This window comes from Rhizobium sp. NFR03, from assembly GCF_900111275.1.
Classification (GTDB): Bacteria; Pseudomonadota; Alphaproteobacteria; order Rhizobiales; family Rhizobiaceae; genus Ferranicluibacter.
The window spans coordinates 13247-35263 of sequence record NZ_FOGR01000009.1 but is presented as its reverse complement, the minus strand read 5'-3'; the positions used below and the strand labels follow the sequence as shown (position 1 = coordinate 35263).

17 protein-coding genes are annotated in these 22017 nt (G+C 61.7%); 11 read left to right on the top strand and 6 right to left on the bottom strand.

The genetic code is table 11. The annotated features are described in order from the left end of the window. Positions 1–11 precede the first annotated feature (11 nt). Complete coding sequence (locus BSG19_RS21100; protein ID WP_092990002.1) at positions 12–1220, top strand: glycosyltransferase; 1209 nt, start codon at positions 12–14, stop codon at positions 1218–1220. On the opposite strand, the gene BSG19_RS21095 is transcribed toward BSG19_RS21100, so the two are convergent. The 3 genes from BSG19_RS21095 to BSG19_RS21085 all read right to left on the bottom strand — a co-directional run bounded on the left by BSG19_RS21095 (position 1145) and on the right by BSG19_RS21085 (position 4237). Beyond that, entirely contained in the window at positions 1145–1753 is a 609-nt protein-coding gene (locus tag BSG19_RS21095; RefSeq protein WP_092990115.1) for an LbetaH domain-containing protein, read from the bottom strand. The genes BSG19_RS21100 and BSG19_RS21095 overlap by 76 nt on opposite strands. Before the next feature lie 61 nt (positions 1754–1814). Next, positions 1815–2969 carry an MraY family glycosyltransferase gene (locus BSG19_RS21090; RefSeq protein WP_092990001.1) on the bottom strand — a complete coding sequence of 385 codons (1155 nt, stop codon included), beginning with the start codon at positions 2967–2969 and terminating at the stop codon, positions 1815–1817. A gap of 68 nt (positions 2970–3037) precedes the next feature. Then, a complete protein-coding gene (locus tag BSG19_RS21085) occupies positions 3038–4237 on the bottom strand; it encodes a glycosyltransferase family 4 protein (protein WP_092990000.1) in 1200 nt (399 codons plus the stop codon). A gap of 386 nt (positions 4238–4623) precedes the next feature. Here BSG19_RS21085 and BSG19_RS21080 point away from each other — a divergent pair, with 386 nt between their 5' ends. The 3 genes from BSG19_RS21080 (at position 4624) to BSG19_RS21070 (ending at position 8484) form a co-directional block, all read left to right on the top strand. Then, complete coding sequence (locus BSG19_RS21080) at positions 4624–5880, top strand: polysaccharide pyruvyl transferase family protein (protein ID WP_092989999.1); 1257 nt, start codon at positions 4624–4626, stop codon at positions 5878–5880. Positions 5881–6006: 126 nt separating this feature from the next. Then, positions 6007–7488, top strand: a complete 1482-nt coding sequence (locus BSG19_RS21075) for an oligosaccharide flippase family protein (RefSeq protein WP_092989998.1) — start codon at positions 6007–6009, stop codon at positions 7486–7488. A gap of 3 nt (positions 7489–7491) precedes the next feature. Then, positions 7492–8484 (top strand): glycosyltransferase family 2 protein, encoded by a 993-nt coding sequence (locus tag BSG19_RS21070; RefSeq protein ID WP_092989997.1) that lies wholly within the window; start codon positions 7492–7494, stop codon positions 8482–8484. Positions 8485–8538: 54 nt separating this feature from the next. Here the strand turns inward: BSG19_RS21070 and glmS are convergent, their stop codons facing one another. Next, positions 8539–10362, bottom strand: coding sequence for a glutamine--fructose-6-phosphate transaminase (isomerizing) (glmS, locus tag BSG19_RS21065; RefSeq protein WP_092989996.1), 1824 nt, complete (start codon positions 10360–10362; stop codon positions 8539–8541). A gap of 134 nt (positions 10363–10496) precedes the next feature. Next, positions 10497–12914, bottom strand: a complete 2418-nt coding sequence (locus BSG19_RS21060) for a response regulator (protein WP_170866060.1) — start codon at positions 12912–12914, stop codon at positions 10497–10499. 643 nt (positions 12915–13557) lie between these two features. Between BSG19_RS21060 and BSG19_RS21055 the strand changes: the two genes are divergently transcribed. The 4 genes from BSG19_RS21055 to BSG19_RS21040 all read left to right on the top strand — a co-directional run bounded on the left by BSG19_RS21055 (position 13558) and on the right by BSG19_RS21040 (position 18383). After that, positions 13558–14298 (top strand): LuxR C-terminal-related transcriptional regulator, encoded by a 741-nt coding sequence (locus tag BSG19_RS21055; RefSeq protein WP_092989994.1) that lies wholly within the window; start codon positions 13558–13560, stop codon positions 14296–14298. Between the two features lie 146 nt (positions 14299–14444). Beyond that, entirely contained in the window at positions 14445–15863 is a 1419-nt protein-coding gene (locus BSG19_RS21050) for a glutamate-1-semialdehyde 2,1-aminomutase (protein ID WP_092989993.1), read from the top strand. 111 nt (positions 15864–15974) lie between these two features. Continuing rightward, positions 15975–17048, top strand: coding sequence for an NAD-dependent epimerase/dehydratase family protein (locus BSG19_RS21045; RefSeq protein ID WP_092989992.1), 1074 nt, complete (start codon positions 15975–15977; stop codon positions 17046–17048). Between the two features lie 3 nt (positions 17049–17051). Continuing rightward, positions 17052–18383, top strand: a complete 1332-nt coding sequence (locus BSG19_RS21040; RefSeq protein ID WP_092989991.1) for a DUF4910 domain-containing protein — start codon at positions 17052–17054, stop codon at positions 18381–18383. A gap of 2 nt (positions 18384–18385) precedes the next feature. Here BSG19_RS21040 and rfbC read toward each other — a convergent pair whose 3' ends face one another. Then, complete coding sequence (rfbC, locus tag BSG19_RS21035) at positions 18386–18928, bottom strand: dTDP-4-dehydrorhamnose 3,5-epimerase (protein ID WP_092989990.1); 543 nt, start codon at positions 18926–18928, stop codon at positions 18386–18388. A gap of 299 nt (positions 18929–19227) precedes the next feature. Here rfbC and BSG19_RS21030 point away from each other — a divergent pair, with 299 nt between their 5' ends. The 3 genes from BSG19_RS21030 to BSG19_RS21020 are packed head-to-tail and all read left to right on the top strand — an operon-like array spanning position 19228 to position 21979. Further along, positions 19228–20520 carry a class I SAM-dependent methyltransferase gene (locus tag BSG19_RS21030; RefSeq protein ID WP_092989989.1) on the top strand — a complete coding sequence of 431 codons (1293 nt, stop codon included), beginning with the start codon at positions 19228–19230 and terminating at the stop codon, positions 20518–20520. After that, positions 20517–21329, top strand: coding sequence for a sugar phosphate nucleotidyltransferase (locus BSG19_RS21025; protein WP_092989988.1), 813 nt, complete (start codon positions 20517–20519; stop codon positions 21327–21329). Before BSG19_RS21030 ends, BSG19_RS21025 begins: the two co-directional genes overlap by 4 nt. After that, a complete protein-coding gene (locus BSG19_RS21020; protein WP_170866071.1) occupies positions 21326–21979 on the top strand; it encodes a PIG-L deacetylase family protein in 654 nt (217 codons plus the stop codon). Before BSG19_RS21025 ends, BSG19_RS21020 begins: the two co-directional genes overlap by 4 nt. The last annotated feature ends 38 nt before the right edge of the window (positions 21980–22017 follow it).

The following is a 22017-nucleotide window of genomic DNA, read 5'->3' as shown; positions in this document are numbered from 1 at the left end:
GGAGAGCGCCGATGAAGATCGTTCATGTCATTGCTTCCATCGATCCGAAGAACGGCGGCCTCCAGGCTGTCGCCATGCGGCTTGCCGCAGCGCAAGCCGCCATGGGGTCGGAGGTCCATATCGTTGCCTATGGCAGCGAGGAGGCGCATCGGCAGGTGATCGAACTAGGCGAGGCGATACCCGGCTTTTCCGATGTCCGGCTGCATGTCCTGACCCTTCCCGGCCGGTTTGAAAGTATCTTCTGCATCCAGGGCAAGCGGCGGTTACGCCAGCTGTTTCCCGGCACGTCGTTCATCCATATCCATGGCATCTGGGAGCCCTTCCTGCTCTATGCCTCGAAACTGGCGGGCAAGATTCCCTATTGCGTCTGCCCGGCCGGAATGCTCGATCACTGGAGCCTCGCCCAGAAGCGATGGAAGAAGAAGATCGCCTTGCGCCTCTGTTATTCCGGCATGCTGAACAACGCGGCATTCATCCACGTTCTCAACATCGATGAGCTTCGAACGGTCAAGCCGCTCGGGTTCCGCGCACCGAACATCATCATCCCCAATGGCGTCTTTCCGGACGAGTTCGATCCACTGCCGGCAAAGGATCTCTTCCGCGCGCAGATCGGCCTTCCCCAGGAACGTCGCTACATCCTCTTTCTCTCGCGCCTGCATTTCAAGAAGGGGCTCGATATTCTGGCGGACGCCTTCGCAGTCCTTGCCGCGCAGCATCCCGATGTCGATCTCGTGGTCGCCGGCCCGGCCGATGGCGCGGAAGCGGGCTTTACGGCCCTGATCGAGAGGCATGGCCTTGGCGGCAGGGTGCATATGACAGGGCCGATCTATGGCGACACCAAGCTGGCGGCCATCGTGGAGGCGGACTGTTTTTGCCTTCCAAGCCGTCAGGAAGGGTTCAGCATGGCGATCCTCGAGGGGCTGGCCTGCGCCACGCCGGTGGTGATTTCCGACCAGTGTCATTTTCCAGAAGTGGCGGCCGCCCAGGCGGGCATGGTCGTCACGCTCGATCCCGTCGAGGTCGCAAAAGGCCTCGATGCCATCCTCGGGGATCGCATCCTCGCCCGGCAGATGGGCGAGAACGGGCGGCGGATGATTTTCGAGACGTTCACCTGGCCCCGTATCGCGGACATGACGCTCCGCGCTTACGAGGCGAGCGCATGTGCGGCACCCGCCTCGGGCCGGCGCGCCCGGACCGGCTTTGCCGGGTTTCCCACATAAATCGTCCAGGCTTCGAGTGAGCGGGCCGCGACCCCTCGTGCCCCGAGAACCGCGCCTTCCCCAACCATGACGCCGGGTCCGACGAAAGCCTCGGCAGCGATCCAGGCGTTCGCGCCGATGACGATCGGGCGGGACACCAGAGGAAAGGTACTGTCCTGAACGTCATGCGTGCCCGTGCAGAGATGGGCGCGCTGCGAGACGGAGGCGAAGGACCTGATCGTGATGGTTGCGACATTGTAGCAGATCACGCCCGGCCCCATGGATGCGTAATCCTCCATTACCAAATGCGCCGGCCACCAGATGCGGGCCTTGGCGTGGACGGTCGCCGTTTCGTGTATCCGCGCGCCAAAAATGCGCAGCAGCGCATTGCGCCAGCGGCGAAGCTGCGGCGGCGTCCATGCCGCCAGAAGCAGCCAGGCAGCCATCCAGAATAGGCGGAGAAGCCGGAAGCGCAGCGCGTAGGTCGGCCCTCCGAAGCGGGGCAGCGCCACGCCTGCCGGATTGAAAGACGGATCGTCATATCTGGAACGCATCGTTGCATCCTTGTTCAGGCGGGAAAATTTCACGGTTGCGGAGAGGTGGACGAAGCGGGCTTCACGCATCCCTGTCGGCTTCGCCGACGTGCGTGAAGGCCCCGACCGGTGCGCGTGCGCCGAGGACATCATGCCCCGAGGCAGCGCTTCGTGCCTTGGCACGCAGATGCACCAGACGCGTGCGGGTGAGGTAACCGGTGGAAACAAGGACGAAGAGCGTGTGCAGGCAGATCGGCAGGACAAGGGCCGCCGCCATGATCTCTCCGGCGATCCCCAGCCGGATGCCGGCATAGCCGATGCCGCCGCAAAGGGCGGACACGATCATCAGCGTATGCGTGGCCGACGAGGTCGTCAGGCCGTGATCCAGCAGAAGATGGTGCAGGTGCCAGCGGTCGGCCGACATCGGGCTTCGTCCGGCAAGGATCCGGCGGACGATCAGGCTCAGCGTATCGGCAATGGGAAGGAAAACCACCCATAGCAGGGCGGAGAAGGAAACGACCGGGCTTGCCGTGGCAATCATCAGGATAGCGCAGGCGATGACCATGCCGAGCGCCGTGCTGCCGGCATCGCCGAGAAAGACGCTGGCGCGCGCCCGCCACGGGCTGCGCATGTTGAAGACGAGGAATGCGCAGATGCAGACGAGCAGGGTTTCCAGCGACCGGATGAGATCCGGCATGCCGGCAAAGGTGGCGATGACGATCAGCCATACGAGGCTGACAGCCGCCGTTCCCCCGGCAAGCCCGTCGATGCCGTCCAGCATGTTCCAGGCGTTGATCAGCCCTGTCATGAACACCACGCAGATGAGGAAAAGCACCGGCAGGAGAACCACCGTATCCGGCAGGTCGAGAACGCCGAAGGAGAGCGAGCCGGTCTGCAGGCTTCCGGCGATCAGGATCGACACGAGCAGCTGCACCGTGAGGCGGCCTCCCGCCGACAGCGACAGGCGGTCGTCCAGCACGCCGATGCCGACGATCAGCGCAAGCCCGAGCCAGAACGGGACGCTCAGGAGAGACGAGCCCGGCCCGAGCTGCGATGCGCAGGCAAAGGTCGCAAAAATCGCGACGCCACCACACAGGGGAATGCTTCCCCTGTGACGCTTTCTCGCGAAATCCGGGCGGTCAACGAGCCCGAAGGCGACGCAAAGGCGTCGTCCGGTGGCGACGAAGATGACGCCGAGAAGAAATGTCGCGCCGGTTTCAAGAAGCATCCAGGACATGGCGGTCCTCCGTTAAGTCGACAAGGAGCCTGACGCGCTGCATCGCAGGGAAGCGCGCGCCCGGGCGATTACAGTCGTTCACGCACCACCCGCAGGTAGTTCTTCAAAGGAAGCGGGATGACCGTGCGCAGCCCCGCCCGAAGCCCGTTCGGGATCGACCATGCGTCGAGATCGAGGACCGGCGAGAGTTTCGGACGATTGATTATCGCCGAGGTGATGATGGCGTTGTAACGGGTGCCCATCGTATCGATACCGAAGCGGTCGGGCGCGGTCTCCTGAGCGGCGGTGGACATCCTTGCAAGAAGCTCACGGTCGGCATTGAGCCGGCCGATGGCCTGAGCTGCGGCTGTGTAGTTTCCAACCGGAAAAAGAATGCCGTTCCTCCCGTCGTCCACAACGGTATCGGTGACGCCCCGGATATGCGAGACCACCGGAACGCAGCCGCCGGCCATGGCCTCTATCATCGTCATGCCAAGCCCCTCGAACCGCGACGGCATGATCAGCACGTCGTGTTCGGCCATGATGGCGGGTATGCGGGCGGGGTCCACGGCGCCGGTGAAATGGACGCGCGCGGCATGGTTCGTCAGCCGCCGCCTCAGCTTTGGCAGATCGGGTCCGTCGCCGACCACGGTCAGGCCGACCGTTTCGGGCACGGCATCCAGAATTTCGCGTAACCAGAGAACGCCTTTCGAAGCGTCTTCTATGCGCCCGACGAACAGCGTCCGAAGCTCCGCCGGCGCCGGCTTTCGCTGCTGCCCGAGCGCGATGAACGCCTGCGTGTCGATGCCATTGGGCACGGCAAAGGTCCTGTCGCGCGGAAATCCATGGCGCTCGACGAGGTCTTCCTGACAGCGCTCGGAAACGCCGATGGTGATGTGGGTATAGTCCCGGATCGCCTTTGCCGCCGCATAGGTGCCCGGCGTGATGTTGTGGACGATGACGACGCGCAGGATATCCGGCGGAAGGTAACGCGCGATGTTGGTCTGGAAGCGGTCGCCGAGGACGTTGACGAAGACGCCTTCATAGCCCTGCTTGCGGATCTCGTCCGCGACGAGCCTTGCCCGCTCCTTCTCGCCCATGTGGCGCGGCAGGCGCAGCATCAGGCCGGTCTCGTCCTGATTGCCAATGCCCCGTGGCACATCGTGGGTCTCTTCGCAGAGGCCGAACCACCGGACATCGACGCCGTACGGGGCAAGCCCTTTGCGCAGCGCCGTGAACACGGAATAGGTTCCGCCGATATGCGGAATGACGAAATAGGCAAGCTTCATCGGACCCCCCTTCTTTCTCTTCCAACGAGGGGCGAACGCGTCGTTCGACCGGAAACTGGCCGCAGAACAGGCGCAGCCGTCTCGTCTTGCCTGATAGTAAGGCCGCTGCCCGACGGGTGTAGTCGCACTCCGGGCGCAAAGGCCGCCTCCTTCGACCGATCCGGGGCGTACAGCCTCTCCCTTCGAGGTAGCCCACCCGCCAAAGAGGGGCATGGGAATATCGTTGGATGAGCGCTAACCGTTGCTTCGTGGCCGATCCCGTGGGTCAGCCTCTGTTTTTCGAGCCTCCCGCACGTGCCTGGTATCCGGCGTTTTCCGTTCTGGCGCGCCCCTCCCTCATGCCGGCTCCCCAGTCTGGTCCTCCCGCTGGCGCTTATGGAGATCCGATGAAAATCAGCCTGATCGGACAATTCGGTTCCGGCAACACCGGCAATGACGGCTCTCTGGAGGCGATGATCCTTTCGCTGCGCAAGCTGCGACCCGATGCCGAACTCCTTTGCATCTGCTCAAATCCGAAGGTCGTTTCGGCGCGGTACGGCATTCCCTCGATGAGCGTCGGCGGACCGGTCCTGTCGGCCCCCGCCGCAAGGCTGGTGAACAGGATCCTGTTCAACGTGCCGCGCCGTCTCATGCTTCTTTGCACAGCGCTCTCGCGGTTCAACGGCATCGATCTCATGATCGTCCCCGGCACCGGCATCCTTGATGACTTTCAGGAACACGCGTTCGGCTGGCCTCTCGTGCTGTTCTTCTGGTGCCTTGCGGCCCGGCTCCGCAACACGAAAATAGCCTTCGTCAGCATCGGAGCCGGCCCGATCACAGGCCGGTTCAGCCGCCGGCTGCTGTCGGCGGCGGCAAGGATGGGCACCTATCGTTCGTATCGCGACGACACGTCGCTCCGTTTCATGACGTCGCTCGGCATCGATGTCGCGAAAGACCATCGTTACCCCGATATCGCCTTCAGCCTTCCGGCTCCCGTACCAGGCCCGCGTCCGGCGGTGCCCGGCACATCGCTGAACATCGGCGTGGGGATCATGCAATATCGCGGATGGCGAGCCGGCGACCCGCAGGCCGGTCGGATCTATGCCGATTATATCGGCAAGATCTCCCATCTCGTCGCGGGCCTTCTGAGGGAGGGGCACAGCATCTCCCTTTTCATGGGAGACGTCACCGACGAGCACGCCCGCGACGACATTCTGGAAGCCCTGAGGCACATGGTATCCGTATCGGAGCGAAGCCGCATCGAGACGCCTTCGAGCGTGTCGCTGCACGACATCATGGCGCTGGTCGCGCGCGTCGATCTCGCCGTCGTCTCGCGCTATCACAATCTGGTCTGCTCGCTCAAAATGGGCCGACCGACCATTTCACTCGGCTACGCCCGCAAGAACGACGACCTGATGCAGGCCTTCGACCAGCAGGTCTACTGCCGGCATATCGAAACCTTCGACCCGGACGAACTTCTGGCGCTCGTGCGGCGGCTGATCGCCGACAGGCAGGGTGCGGGTCTCGCCATCGACCTCGTCAACGCCCGCGTGCGACTGCAACTGGCAGATCAGCAGGACCTTTTGCAGCGCATGTTCCTGTCCGAACCCTGGCAGCGCGCGATGCCGGACTTGCCGGATGGCGAGCCCGTCCTGCTCAAATGAGCGCCGGCCACCGCCGATATAGGCCAACGATTTAGATGGAGCGATCGCGATGTCCCTGATCCCACAGCCGAGAAAACAGCCGGATCCGCAACCGCCGGCGGTGGCCCTGCCGGCCGGGAGACAATCATGACAGCACGGCGCGCCTTCATCATGTCGTCCGTCGAACAGTATCTGGCGATCGTGATCAATGTCGCCGTCGTCGCGACCATGGCGCGTCTGCTGACCACGGACGGTATCGGTCACATGGTCACCGGCATCGGCATCGGCGCCGTCGCACTCTCGATCCGCGAATTCGCCACGCCGGAGTTCCTAATCCAGAAGCAGACGATAGATGTGAAGGATATCCGGACCGCCTTCACGCTGCTGGCGGGTATTACGGTGTTCGTTACCGCCTGCGTCATGGCGGCGGCCGGGTGGATCGCGCGGTTCTACGATTTCCCGGAACTTCCGTTCTTCCTGTTCCTTGTGCTGATGTCCGCATTCGCGGAGATCCTGTCGCTGCCGATCATCGCCATCATGCGGCGGGACATGGCGTTCGGGCGGCTGGCGAACATCCGCACCGTCTCGCTCGTCATATCCGCCATCGTCACCATGCTGCTCGGCTATCTCGACGTCGGCTATATGAGCTATGCCTGGGGCATGCTGGCCGGCGCGATCTCGCTTGCCATGCTTGCTGTGGTCGTGTCCCCCTATCCGCTATCAACGATCTGCCGTCCGAGCCTTGCCTCCCTCGATGCGGCCATTGCCTTCGGGCGCTACAAGGGCGCGTCCCAGCTCATCGACCGGATTTACGAAACCGTGCCGCAACTCCTGCTCGGCAAGATCATCTCGATGTCCTCGGTCGGTCTCTACAACAGGGCCAACACCGTCTGCGGCATCCCGGACAGGATCATCATGTCGGCCTTCTACGCGATGGCGTTTCCCGCCCTCAGCGCCAGCGTGCGGGAGGGCCGCAACATCCGCCAGGCATATCTCCAGACGCTCGCCTATATCTCCTGCCTTTACTGGCCGGGCGTGCTGCTGATCGCCGTGACCTCCGAGCCGATCGTCAATCTCGTGCTCGGCCCCCAATGGCACGAGGCCGGCCATCTGGTGCACATCCTGTCGCTCGCAGCCGTCTTCTGGTTTGCCGTTATCGTCACGAACCCGCTGCTTCTGGCACTCGGCGAAAACAGGGATGCCTTTCTTTCCAGCCTCTTCTGCCGATGCATCGCCACCATCCTGCTGTGTATTGCCAGCGTCTACGGGGTGACGGCGATGGCCCTCAGTCAGTTCGTGTCGCTGCCCATCCAGATGATCATCTCGCTCGCATTCGCAAAACGGCATCTGGGCTTCACACTGTCCGAACTCTGGTTGGCGATCATGCCGAGCGTCGTCGTCACCGCCTTCACCATGGCCGGGCCGCTGGCTTTGCTGGCGTTCCATGGCTGGGATATGGACATGGGGCTGATCACGCTCGGCGTCACATTCCTGCTGGCCCTTGCCGGATGGCTACCGGGACTGGTGCTGGCGCAGCATCCCTTCCTCGACGAGGTTCGTTTCATCGCGCTGAGGCTACTGGGCGCCATGCCCTGGCTACGGCGGCACTTTCCGGCACTTGGAGCGTGAATCATGTCCAGCATCGATGTCGTCGTCCCCAACTATAATTATGGCCGGTATCTCAGGTCCTGCGTGGAAAGCGTGCTGGATCAGGAAGACGTCACGGTTCGCGTGCTGATCATCGACAATGCCTCGACCGACGACAGCGCCGATATTGCAAGGGCGCTTGCCAGCGAGGACGACCGTGTGCAAATCATCCTGCGGCCCCGCAATATCGGCCCGCATGCCTCCTTCAACGAAGGGATCGACTGGGCCGAGGCGGACTGCTTCCTCATGTTGTGCGCGGACGATGTTCTCGTTCCCCGCGCCCTCAGGCGCGCGCTGACCGTGATGGAGATGAATCCCTCGATCTCGTTCTGTCACGGCCGGGATCTCGCCATACGGGATCGGATGCCCGTGCCCCGGATCGCGCGGCAACCCGATATGCCGCCCCACCGCCTGATCAGCGGAAGGGCCTTCATCAAGCGTTTCTGCCGGATGGGAGTTTTCCGGATCTCAAGCCCGACCGTCATCGTCAGGACCAGCGCGCAGAAGCAGGCCGGCCACTATCGCGAGGCCTTGCCGCATACAGACGATTACGAAATGTGGCTGCGGCTGGCGATGTACGGTCCCGTGGCGGAACTCGATTGCATCCAGGCCGGCATCCGCTCACATGACGCCAACCGGTCGAAGGAGATCGCAGCCGACCAGATGCAGCACATCGTGCATACCGCGGCAGCTGTCGAATCCTTCTTCGCTCACGAGGGCAGCGGTCTGCGGGGCAGCCGGTCCATGCGGCGGCTCGCCTTGCAGGGCATCGCCAATCGCGCCTACTGGTGCGGTATCGCGAACCTGCTGCAGCGCAACCGGAAAGCACGGGATTTCTTCCGGCTGGCGTTCCGTATCTCGCCGATCTCCGTCGTGCTGCCGCCCATCGACTACCTCCTAAGCCGCCCCGACAGATGGGGCCGCTTGTACCGGGTCTTTTTGGCAGGCCCGAAGAAGCAGAACCGTCGCCTGTCGTAAAAGGCTGTCCGGCGCCCTGGTCGCCGGGCGCCGGCCTCGTGAAACGAACGGCGCCTATTCCACCGTGACGGATTTTGCCAGGTTGCGTGGCTGGTCCACATCTGTCCCCATGATCACGGCCGTGTGATAGGCCAGCATCTGAAGCGGCAACGCAAAGATCAGCGGGGAGATGATGTCGTCGACATGGGGCAGGACGATCCTGGCAATGGTCGCGAGACTGGACTTTGCAGCCCCTTTCTCATCCGTGATCAGGATGATCCGCCCGCCGCGCGCGGCGACCTCCTGCATGTTGGAGACGGTCTTTTCGAAGAAACGGTCATAGGGCGCGATGACGATCACGGGCATGCTGTCGTCGATGAGCGCGATAGGCCCATGCTTCAGCTCGCCGGCCGCATAACCTTCTGCATGGATATAGGCGATTTCCTTGAGCTTGAGCGCGCCTTCCATGGCGAGAGGATAGCTGGTGCCGCGCCCCATATAGATGACATGCCGGACACGGGCGAGACGGGCCGCCAGATCCTCGATCTGCGGCTGAATCCTCGCAATCACGTCGCTCATGATCCTCGGGACTTCGATGAGATGCCCGACGAGCGCCTGCTCCTGCGCGCTATCGATCGTCCCCCGGCGTCGCCCGGCGGCAATGGCAAGGCAGGCGAACACGGCCAGCTGGCAGGTGAAGGCTTTGGTGGAGGCAACGCCGATTTCCGGTCCTGCGAGAATGGGAAACACCGCATCGGACTCGCGCGCAATCGTCGAGCCCTCGACATTGACGATGGCGCCGGTGACCACGCCGTTGTTCCGGCAAATATGCAATGCGGCCAGCGTGTCGGCGGTCTCGCCGGATTGCGAGACGAACAGGGCGGCCTGCCGCTTCGAGAAGGGCAGGGTGCGATACCGGAACTCGGATGCGACATCGACCTCCACCGCGATTTCGGCATAACGTTCCAGATAGGATTTACCGATGCAGCCCGCGAGATAGGCCGTTCCGCAGGCCGCGATGTGAAGGCTGTCCGTTCCCGAAAAATCGATAGCGTTGCAGGCCTTGACGCTTTTCGACGTGAAATCGACGTAGCGGGCCAGCACATGCGAGATGGCCTCGGGCTGCTCGGCGATTTCCTTCTCCATGAAATGTCTGTGGTTGCCCTTGTCTACGAGGTAGCTGGATGTCTGCGTCATCTGCCGGGTGCGTTGGACTGGCAGGCCGTAGAAATCGAAAAGCGTTACGTCAGTGCGAGTAATGACGGCGCAATCGCCGTTGGCGAGATAGGTCACCTCGTCCGTGAAGGGGGCAAGAGCAATGGCGTCCGAGCCGAAGAACATCTCGCCATCGCCGTGACCGATGGCGAGAGGCGGGCCGCACCGTGCCGCCATCATCATGCCGGGATGCGATCTCAGCATGATCGCGAACGCATAGGCGCCGCGCAGCCGCCGCAGCATTTCGAGCATGGCGGCGACGGGCTTGTGTCCCTCCGCAGTGTAGCGGGCCATCAGATGCGCGAGGATCTCGGTGTCGGTCTGGGTCTCGAACAGCGCGCCGTCTTCGGCCAGTTCCTGCCGAAGCTCGGCGAAGTTCTCGATAATGCCGTTATGAACGACGCAAACGTCTCCGACGAAATGCGGGTGGGCGTTCGTTTCGTTGGGAATGCCATGTGTCGCCCATCTCGTATGTCCCATGCCGATCGCGCCTCCGATCGGGTCGGCATCCAGACGCTGCTCGAGGTTGAAGAGCTTGCCCGGCGCCCGGCGACGCTCCATCCTGTCGCCTTCGATGGTCGCGATGCCGGCGGAATCGTATCCCCGGTAATCCAGCCGCCGGAGCGCATCCACCAACCGGCCGGCAACAGGCTTTCCACTGACAATTCCAACCAGTCCGCACATGCGAGATCCCCCGTTCGATCCATGATCGGGGCTGAGTCTACAAGGCGCGGCGGCAAATCCTATCGCAGCTTTGGATGGTGAAAAACGGCGATATAAGTCTTTAGGAGTACCGGCTGCCGGCGCGAGCGGCGAGGTTATTCTTCCGCCGAAACCACGATGCGCATCAGGGCAGACAGCGAGATCGCGCCCGTCCTTGTCATGATCTGCGCGCGATGATTTTCGACGGTCCGCTGGCTGAGGCCGAGCCGGGCGGCGATGATCTTGTTGGAGCAGCCTTTGACGACAAGATCGAGCACCTGCCGCTGACGTGCCGTCAGAAGCGCCAGCTGGCTACGGGCGCTCTGGCGACGATGATCGCTCTGGCCGCCGGTCGGTATGCTGCGCAGGGCGGCGCACAGGCTGCGCCGAAAGACATCGGTCGAAAAGGGCTTCCCGATGACATCGGCGGCACCGAGCTTCATCGCTTCCACAGCGCTGGACATATCGTTGCGGCCGGTCATGACGATGACGGGAAACCCGTGCTTCCGGGCCTTCAGGGCACGCAGGACATCCAGTCCCGTCATCCCCGGCAGGTCCATATCGATTACGACGCAGCCCGTCCGGGACGGATCGTAGGATTCCAGATAGTCTTCGCCGCTCGTGTGCGCGACGACGGTCATACCTGCACCTTCGAGCCCGGCCCGCAGCGTATCGCGAACGGTCGTCTCGTCATTGACGATTTCCACCGTCTGGGGCAAATCTTCTGCCGGAAAACCCGGCTCTCCGCCATGGTCCAACTGTTCGCAAGCTGCGGGGTAGGTCAGAAGGTCGGCCACGCGGCGCAGCATTTCATCCAGCCCGACCGGCTTTTTCAGCTGCGAAACCCGACGATGCGCACCGTCGGCCGATATTTCGCCGGACAGGCTGAGAGCCGGCACGTGGTAGCCGAGCAGGGCCCGCATCTTCTCCATGACATCCGTGCCATCCCGTCCGGCCATCCCGCGCGTCAGGTTGCTGTCGGCGATGACGAGGTGGGGCAGAAACCTTTTCTCTTCGATATGACCAAGCGCCTCGACGCCATCGACTGCCGTCGCGACACGGTAGCCGGCCCCTGCCAGTCCAAGGCTGAGAAGCTCGCGCACATCTGCGTCCTCCTCGACCACCAGAATGGAGCCACCTTTCGGAGCGGTCGTTGCAGGGGAACGATGCGGACGGGGGAGAGGGTCCATGGTCTCGGGAGGGCCGGTTGCCGGAATGTCCACCATGGGAACATGGATGGAGACAATGGTGCCCTTGCCGGGAGCGGACTGGAAAGCGAGGTTCGATCCCAGACGGTCGGCGAGCCGCCTGACGATGACAAGACTTGAATCCTGGCCCGGACATTCGTCTTGCCGGTTTCCATCAGCGGGCCAGTTCTCGTCCTCCGGCATGCCGGCGCCGGCATCGCGGACCTCGATCCGCAACACTCCGCCACGCCGCCGGCATCCCACAAGGACTTTTCCACCCGCGGTAGATTTGACAGCGGCGGACACGAGATTTCGCAGGATCTGCTCGATCATGCGGCGGTCGGTTTTGACGAACAGGCTGGACGGGACGATGCGAAGCTCCAGCTTCCGAGCCTGCGCGATCTCGGAAAACTCTCGCTCCAGCCGTTGCAGAACGGCGGAAACCGGGAACTGCTCCAGGTCCGGCGGCAGGTCACCGGTCAGGATTCCATCCACATCGAACACGGTATCGAGAATACTCGATATCGTACAGAGCGTATCTTTCATGCGTCGAAGCAGCCAGCTCGACGCATCGTCCGGGTGGTTCCTCTCCAGCAGGCCATGCAGCAATCGCAAGGCCTGCACGGGGCGACGCAGGTCATGGCTGGCGGCTGCAAGTCCCTGTGATTTCCATGCATTCTCGGCCTCTGCCACGGCGCGGGCACCGTCGCTGCTCAAGCCTCGCCCTTTCTGTTCACTGATATCGGTGAAGGTGACGACGACGCCTTCGTTTTCGCCATGCAGCGTTTCGCACAAGGCAACCCTGCGCACGCACCAGACTGTCTCGGACAGCGCCATCTCACGAACGACCGTCTCGCCGGTCGAAACAACTTTCGCAGCATCGGCATGGAGGGGGTGGGCGCTTGTCAATTCGACGATGCTGGCGACCGGCTGGCCGATATCGCCCGGAGCGATCCTCAGGAACGAAGCGGCGGCGGCGGTGAAAAAACGGACCCGACAGGCTGTATCCAGCAGAAGCGTCGCGACACCGGAACAGGTCATGACGGCCTCAAGCGTCGTCATTGCGTTGCGCTGCCGATCGAGGGCATCGAGCAGAAGCGCCGCTACGCGCTGGCTTTGGGCGGGAAATCCCTTTTTGGCAGACACTCCCGTTCCGCTGCGGTCCAGCGACCGGCTGATATCGTCGATACGGTCTTGCAGGCTACGCAGTCCCGGCGACCAGTCCGCGTGAAAGCGCAGTCCCACATTCGGCGGCGCCAGCCGCGGATCGGGGTCGCTCTTCCTCCTGTTGGAAGTGCTTCCGGAGACAGTATCGCGGCCGGGACCAATGCCGGACCAAGGCACCATCCCCCGCACTCTTGCGCGACGTTTTGCCATACGGGTTTCTCGATTAAGCGGTTGTTGACGGCTAACACCGACGACCGGGACGAGGGACCAAATGCACTGACTTTCACCCCCCCAGCGAAAGATAGACCAGTCGAAACGCAACCATAACGTGATAGAAACTGCAATGCTGAAAATTATTTGTACGTTTCCGTACCGCACGTGCGAAATACTGCTGAATTACCGAAAGAAGAACCCCCCACTGGATACCACTATAACAGCGAAGTTATTGCACGTGTTGTTGTGTCTGAATCGTACACAAGTCATCAAACCTAACTCCTTAGAATCGACGATTCAAAATTGTCCATCTCAAAAATTTACACATACCAAATCTTTATATCTAAATTCAGTAAAATAACATAATAGGTATATTCCGATGCTTTTATCGTGGTTTATTTTGTTATAATTGTGTCGTTACTAACATAATTCATTTCATATTAATTTCCACCGAAATAGGCCTGCCACTATTTGAGGTAGAGGGCGTTTGGAGCAGTAGGGCATCAGAGATCCATCGATCAGCATCTGGATGAAATGATGCTCATTCCATTCAATACGGGTTTTAAAAGATATCGGTTCAGCCATTCACATAAACGATCGCGGAGGACACATGTCAGTAGCAGTCTCAACCATTGGTCATCTATCGCAGGCACAACCGTTCCGCGTCGTTCCGCGTGACATTGCAGCATCCGGGCTTCAGCAAGCTTCTGTTTCCAGGCTGGCGATCATCGACGATCGGGCGCTGGATCGTGAATGTCTCGCCCAGAGCCTTATCGCGCACGGCCTTAACATGAATGTCGAGCTGTTTTCGACGATCTCGATGTGGCGCAAGGCGCCGGACCCCACCCATGCCGGAATCCTCATCAACATCGGCCGCGGCAATTTCTGCGAGGCGTCGTTCGTCTCCGATGTCCGCCAGCTGGTCGCGGATTATCCAGGCCTGCCCGTCGTCATCCTTGCCGAAAACAGGGATCTTCGCCAGATCATGCAAGCTTTCGAACTGGGCGTTCGCGGCTATATTTCCTCTGCGATAGGGCTTTCCGTATGTGTCGGCGCGATATCGCTCGCTGTTGCCGGCGGCGTTTTCATCTCCGCCGAGAACCTCGACGATCTGCGCCAGCTGCTCGTCGTTGCCGAGAACAGGGAGCGCAGGCGGGCTGAGATCTTTACGGACCGGGAGGTGGATGTCATCGACGCCCTGACCAAGGGCAAGCCGAACAAGATCATCGCCTACGAGCTGAACCTTCGGGAAAGCACCGTGAAGGTGCATGTGCGCAACATCATGAAGAAGCTTCAGGCCCGCAACAGGACGGAAATCATCTTCAAGATATCCGCGATGTTCGACGCCTGACGAGCGTGCGCGGGCTCTCAGCCGCTTGGTTTACAGGCGGTCTCTAAGCCTTTCGGTCATGTCGCGCTGACGAACTGTCAGAATGACGCCGCTTCCATCTGGGGCAATCCTCGATCTTCGGGATCGTGAACCAGAGGACGCGGCGAATGGGACATCTGATACAGAATTTCGAGAACTCGAACCGCCTTCGCATGCGCGCGCACCGCCTCATTCCCGGCGGCGCTCATACCTACGCCAAGGGGGACGACCAGTATCCCATGCTTTCGCCGGGCTTTATCGCCAGCGGCTATGGCAGCCATGTCTGGGACGTCGATGCCAATGAGTATATAGAATACGGCATGGGCAATCGCGCCGTTGGCCTTGGCCACGCCTATGCGCATGTCGTTCAGGCCGTGATGGAGGAACTGGAGCGCGGCTGCAATTTCACGCGACCGTCGAGAGTAGAAATCGATTGCGCGTCCGCCTTTCTGGAAACTGTGCCATCGGCCGAAATGGTGAAATTCTGCAAGAACGGATCGGACGCGACGTCGGCCGCGATCCGTCTGGCGCGCGCGGCAACGGGCCGGGATCTCATCGCAATCTGCCGCGATCATCCCTTCTTTTCCACCGACGACTGGTTCATCGGCACGACCCCCATGAATGCCGGCGTTCCCGATGCCGTGCGGGACCTGACGCTTGGGTTCCGATATGGCGACCTCGACAGCGCACGGGACCTGTTGCGGCGGCATCCCGGCCGGATCGCGGCCTTCATTCTGGAGCCGTCGCGGGGGGATGCTCCGAAAGACAAGTATCTGCACAGGTTGAAGGACCTCTGCCATGAGAATGGCGCGCTTTTCATTCTCGACGAGATGATCACCGGCTTCCGGTGGCACAGCGGCGGGGCGCAGCAGGCCTACGATATCGTGCCGGACCTCTCCTGTTTCGGCAAGGCGCTTGGCAACGGCTTTGCCATTTCCGCGCTTGCGGGAAAGCGGGAGTTCATGGATCTTGGCGGCATCGAACAGACAAGCGCGCCCCGCGTGTTCCTTCTTTCGACCACGCATGGCGCCGAAACCCATGCGATGGCCGCGGCAATCGCGACGATGCAGGTCTACAGGCATGAACCCGTCATCGAGCATCTGATCCAGCAGGGTACGAAGCTCAAGACGGCGCTGGCGCAGGTGGCCGCGGTACACGGCCTGCAGAACCATTTCAAGGTTTCGGGGCACCCCGCCTGCCTGACCTATGCGACCCTCGATGCGGCCGGCCAGCCGTCGCAGATGTTCCGGTCTCTGTTTCTTCAGGAAACGATACGACGCGGCGTTCTCGCGCCGTCGCTCGTTGTCAGCTACACGCATTCCGACGAGGATATCGAGAAGACCATCGACGCCATCGATGGTGCGCTGTCCGTCTACAAGCGCGCGCTCGACCGAAGGGTCGAGACGTTTCTGGTCGGACGCCCGTCCGATCCCGTATTCCGCCGCTTCAACGGCCCGTCGACATCCGCCCCGCCATTGCCTCGTCTGGACGGCGCCGGCGTCGGCTTTGCAATGCCGGCTGCGGACATGATGGCCCGAAAGACGTAATCGCGCAGCGCGCATTCCACCTTGGCATGCCGCGGACCGCCGCATGCGTCGCTCCCGGTTGTCGCATCGGGGCGGTAGGTTTCCCATCCCGTAAATCTGGAGGAGACGGCAATGAAGGTCATGGTAACAGGGCATCGCGGCTACATCGGCTCGGTCATGGTGCCTATTCTCAGGGCGGCCGGCCATGATGTGCATGGGTTCGACTGCGAGCTTTATCATCGCTGCACCTACGCACCGGGCGGCCCGATGCCGGAGGTATCCGGTCTCCTGAAGGACGTGCGGGATATCACCGATGAGGACCTGCGCGGTTTCGATGCAGTCATCCACCTCGCCGCGCTCTCGAACGATCCGTTGAGCAACCTCAACCCGGCGAACACCTACGCCATCAACTACCATGGGAGCGTGCGGGTGGCCGCCGCCGCGAAGAAGGCGGGCGTCCGCCGGTTCCTCTTCGCATCGTCCTGCAGCAATTACGGTGCTGCCGGCACTGGTCTCGTCGATGAAACCGCAGACCTCAACCCGGTGACCGATTACGGCCGCTCGAAGGTGCTTGCGGAACGCGCCATCGCGGATCTCGCCGAAGATGGCTTTTGCCCGGTCTATATGCGCCCGGCGACAGCCTATGGCCTGTCACCCATGCAGCGCTTCGATATCGTCCTTAACAATCTGATGGCCTGGGCGGTGACGGAGGGCGTGATCCTGCTGAAATCCGATGGTACGCCATGGCGGCCGATCGTTCACATCGCAGACATTTCCCGCGCCTTCCTCGCAGCCCTCGAAGCGCCCGTGGATGTGGTGCACAATCAGGCCTTCAATGTCGGGCAGGAGGCGCACAACTACCAGATCAGAGATATCGCGCAGATCGTCGCCGATACCGTGCCGGAATGCAGGTTGGTCTATGCCGAGGGTGCAAGTCCCGATACGCGGTCCTACCGGGTCGATTTCAGCAAGATCGCCAAAGCGCTGCCGGCCTTCAAGCCAACATGGAACGCCAGGGACGGCGCGGGCGAACTCTACCGGGCCTATACCGCTGCCGGCCTTGTCATGGCGGATTTCGAAGGGCCACGATACCAGCGCATCGGCCAGCTCCAGCTGCTTCTGGCAAACGGAGACATCGACCATGAGCTTCGGCGCGTCGGCATCGCAGAAGTGCCTCATGCCGTGCGCCTGCAAGAGGCTGTGTGATCCATGGATCTCACAAGCGTGGCGCCCGCTTCGTCCGGAACGCAGGACATGGGCACGGCCATCCACGCGCTGGCCGCTCGCCTCTATCCGATCTGCCGCAGCATAACGGGGCAGGGGGTTCTGGATACGATCGACATTCTCAGGGAGCATATCGATCTCGATGTGCACCGGGTCCCCTCGGGAACGAAGGTGTTCGACTGGATCGTGCCCCCGGAATGGATCGTTCGCGGCGCAAGCCTCAGGGATGCAAACGGACAAAAGATCCTCGATTTCGCCGACCACAATCTCCATGTCGTCAACTACAGCACGCCGATGAAGGCGCGCATGTCGCTCGAAGAGCTGAAACCGCACCTTCATACGCTGCCAGACCAGCCGCACGTCATCCCCTACAAAACAGCATATTACACGGACGCCTGGGGCTTCTGCATGCGGCACGATCAGCTGACGACGCTGGAGGATGGCGATTACGAGGTCTTCATCGACACCGAAAAGGTGCCGGGACACCTTTCATATGCCGAGCATCTGCATCGGGGCGAGGTCGAAGACGAGGTGCTGCTCTATGCCCACATCTGTCACCCGAGCCTTGCCAATGACAATTGCTCGGGCCTCGCGCTCCTGGCCTGTCTGGCGGAAAGCATGCGGTCGGTGGCCACCCATTTCAGCTACCGCTTCGTCTTTGCGCCGGGAACCATCGGATCGCTGGCCTGGCTGCAACGCAACGAAGCGGGGCTGGGCAGGATCAGACACGGGCTGGTGCTCTCCTGCGTCGGGGATGGCGGCGGCCCGAACTACAAACGCAGCCGCAACGGTCAAACGATGATCGACCGCGCGGCGGCCTGCGTGCGCTGCGGTGCGGATGATGTTTCCCCGACGTTGCACGACTTCATTCCCTACGGTTACGACGAGCGCCAGTTCTGCTCTCCCGGCTTCGACCTGCCGGTCGGGCTGTTGCAAAGGAGCGCCTTCGGCACGTTTCCGCAATATCACACGTCCGCCGACGATCTCGATTTCATTCGCCCGGAGCATCTCGGGTCGTCCTTCAGGCTGGTTCAGGACATTTTGCAGATCCTGGAAACCAACTGGACACCGCTCAACCTTTCGCCAAAGGGGGAGCCGCAGCTGGGGCGATACGGGCTGTTCTCGCCGATGGGCGGTCACAAGACCAATAGCGACCGTGTGATGGCCTATCTCTGGGTGCTCAATCTGGCCGATGGGGCGCACTCGCTGCTCGACATTTCGGAAAGGTCGGGCATGCCCTTCACCGAGATCACTGCCGCCGCAAAAGCGCTTCAGACCGTGGGCCTCGTCGCAAATCTCGGCTTCTCCAGACAGTAGCGTCATACCGGTACGGGACGCTCCAGCGGCGGCCAGTCGAGATCGCGGGACGACAGGACGGACGGCAGCGCCGGCCATTCGATGCCGATGGCCGGATCGTCGTAGCGCAAGCCGCCGGCGCTGTCGGGAACATGGGGCGCCGAGATCATATAGGCGACGGCGACATCCTCCGTCAGCGACAGGAAGCCGTGAGCAAAGCCCTCGGGTATGAGAAACTGCGCGCCGTTCTCCTGCGACAGGACCGTGGACACCCAGGCAAGATAGGTCGGGGAACGGCGGCGCAGATCCACGGCGACGTCCCAGATCGCACCCCGCACGCATGAGACGAGCTTGACCTCCCCATGAGGAGGCTTCTGGAAATGCAGGCCACGCAGCGTATGCTTCCGCGTCGATATCGACATGCTGTGCTGGACGAAGCTGTGCGGCAAACCGCGGGCGGCAAAGTCGGCGGCGCAGAACGTGCGCGCGAAAGATCCCCGATAATCCTCAATTTTTTCAGGCTGCACGATCCAGAGACCGGTGATTCGCGTTTCGGTAAAAATCATCGATTACCCCCCGTTTCAAGCCGTCGGACAAGCCGACATTCCGCGATTGGCGGCTCGTTGAAAACACCGACATTGGTCGCTTTGAACACCCGGAACATGTCCGATGCGTCACGGCCATCCGTCTATTTGCCGGCAGGAGTAAAGCTATAGGTAGAAGCGCGGAAAAGGAGCGTATGGGGTACGGCTTTTGGATGAAAGCCTAAGCCTCTAATCACCCTCGCCCGTTCCGGTTGTTCGTACTAGCCTGATTTCACAACAAAGGCTGGCTTTTCAAGACAAGTAAAACCGGGGGATGTCACATGGATGTGAGAGCGGATTTCGGAAAGACGAAAGAGAAAATAATGCAAACAAGGCGATGCCGCCTTTGCGATGAGCCGCTTCACCACACGTTTGTCGATCTCGGCATGTCACCGCCCTGCGAGAGTTTCCTGACGGCCGACGCCATCGACAGCATGGAAAGCTACTATCCCCTGCATGCCTTCGTCTGCGAGGCGTGCTTCCTCGTGCAACTGCCGGAACATGTTTCGCCGGAGAATATCTTCGAGGAGTACGCGTACTTCTCGTCCTATTCCGACAGCTGGGTCGCCCATGCCAAAAGCTACTGCGACGCCGTCATCCCGCGCTTCTCGCTCGGCTCGCAGAGCTTCGTCGTCGAACTTGCGAGCAATGACGGATACCTGCTGCAACACATGCTGGCGGACGGCATCCCGATCCTCGGCATCGAGCCCGCGATCAACGTGGCGCAGGTCGCCATCGACAAGGGCATCCCCACCATCACCCAGTTCTTCGGGACGGTTCTTGCGGGCGAAATGGTCTCGAACGGCGATCAGGCCGACCTGATCATCGGCAACAATGTGCTGGCACAGGTGCCGGATCTCAACGACTTCGTCGCGGGGATGACCCTGCTTCTGAAGGAGCACGGCGTGATCACGCTGGAGTTCCCGCATGTCGCCAAGCTGATCGCGGAAAGCCAGTACGATACGATCTACCACGAGCACTTTTCCTACTTCTCGCTGCTGACGATCGAGAAGATGGCGGCCCGCCATGGACTGAAGGTGTTCGACGTCGATCAGCTTCCTACCCATGGCGGCTCCCTGCGCGTCTATCTGGCTCATGAGCGCAACCCGCTGGCGCGCGAGGCGCGTGTCGATCTGCTGCTCGAACAGGAGAAGGCCGCCGGGCTCGATGCGCTCGAGACCTACACCGCATTCGGGATCGCGGCTCGCCGGAGCAAGAAGGATCTCCTGTCCTTCCTGATCGGGCTGAAGACCGCCGGAAAATCGATCTGCGCCTATGGTGCACCCGGCAAGGGCAACACGCTGCTGAACTATTGCGCCATCGGCACCGACTTCATCGATTTCGCCGTGGATCGCAATCCCTACAAGCACGGCCGTTTCACCCCCGGCATGCATATCCCGATCAGGCCGGTCGAGGAGCTTGCACGGGCGCGGCCCGACTATGTGCTCATCCTGCCCTGGAACCTCAAGACGGAGATCGTCGCGCAGATGAAGGTTATCGGCGACTGGGGCGGTAAATTCATCGTCCCGATACCGCATGTGGCTGAAATCGACCCGAAGGAGCTGGCATCATGAAAGTCGTTCTGTTCTGCGGCGGCCGCGGCACCCGTATCCGGGAATATTCCGAAAGCGTGCCGAAGCCGCTGATCCCCCTCGGCTCTCAGCCGATCATGCGCCACGTCATGCAGTATTACGCCGGCTACGGCCATGAGGACTTCATCCTTTGCCTTGGCTACAAAGCCAATGTCATCAAGGACTTCTTCCTCAATAGCAAACCCGAAACCTACGCCGACTGCATCGTTTCCGGCTCCGGCCATGTGGAAATGATGAAGGCGCCGACCAGGGACTGGCGCGTCGCGCTGATCGATACCGGCATCTGGCGCAATATCGGGGAGCGGCTGTGGGCCGTCCGCGACCAGGTTCGCGACGAGGAGATCTTCCTTGCGAACTACAGCGACGGACTGACGGACGTCGATCTCGACGACATGATCGAGACGTTCCGTGCCAGCGACAAGCTCGCCTGCTTCCTCGCCGTCCGGCCGCCACTGACCTACCACCTGGCGGACATCGACCCTTCCGGGCGCGTCAGGGAGTTCCGTTCGTCGGAAACCTCCGACATGTGGATCAATGCCGGCTTCTTCATCATGCGCAACGAGATCTTCGATTATATGCGGGAAGGGGAGGAGCTGGTTCTCGAGCCCTTCACCAGGCTGATCGCCGACGACAAGCTGATGGCCTACAAGCATGAAGGCTTCTGGCGGTCCATGGACACGTTGCGCGACTGGCAGACGCTGGAGGCGATGGTCGAGCGCGGCGACATGCCATGGATGAGCCGCGTGTCCACGACCGGCACGAGCGTGACGGCATCGGTGACGCTGCCATGAAACCGCTGCTGGTCGCCTCACCGGGAGAGCGCCTGTCGATCCTCTGCCTTGGCGCGCATTCCGATGACATCGAGATCGGGGCGGGGGGAACGATCCTGGACCTGATCGCCCGCGGCGTCCTCCTCGACGTCACCTGGTGCGTTCTGAGCGCTGGAAACCAGCGTGTGGCGGAGGCTCAGGATTCGGCGGCGGCGTTCCTCATGGGAGCCGCCTCCTCGTCCATCGCGTTCGGCAATTTCGACGACAGCCTTTTTCCGAGCCAGAGCCGCGAAATCAAGGCGTGGCTGCTCGCTCTGCGCGACAGATGCAATCCCGACCTCATCTTCACCCATGCCCGCGACGATGCACATCAGGATCACCGCGAAATAAGCCAGCTGACGAGCAACGTGTTCCGCGATCACCTGATCATGGAATACGAGATCCCCAAATGGGACGGGGACCTCGGGAAGCCCAACATCTACGTGCCTCTCAGCGAGCATGCGCTCGACACCAAGGTTGCTCTCCTTCTCGATCACTTCGGCACCCAAAGGTCCAAGGACTGGTTCGATGCGGAAACGTTCCGGGGTCTCGCGCGTCTGCGGGGCGTCGAATGCCGGGCTCCGGCCCGCTTCGCCGAGGCCTTCACCGTTCGAAAGATGACGCTCGCATAAGCCATCCTTGCGGGCGCGGCAGATACCCTCCACCCAGA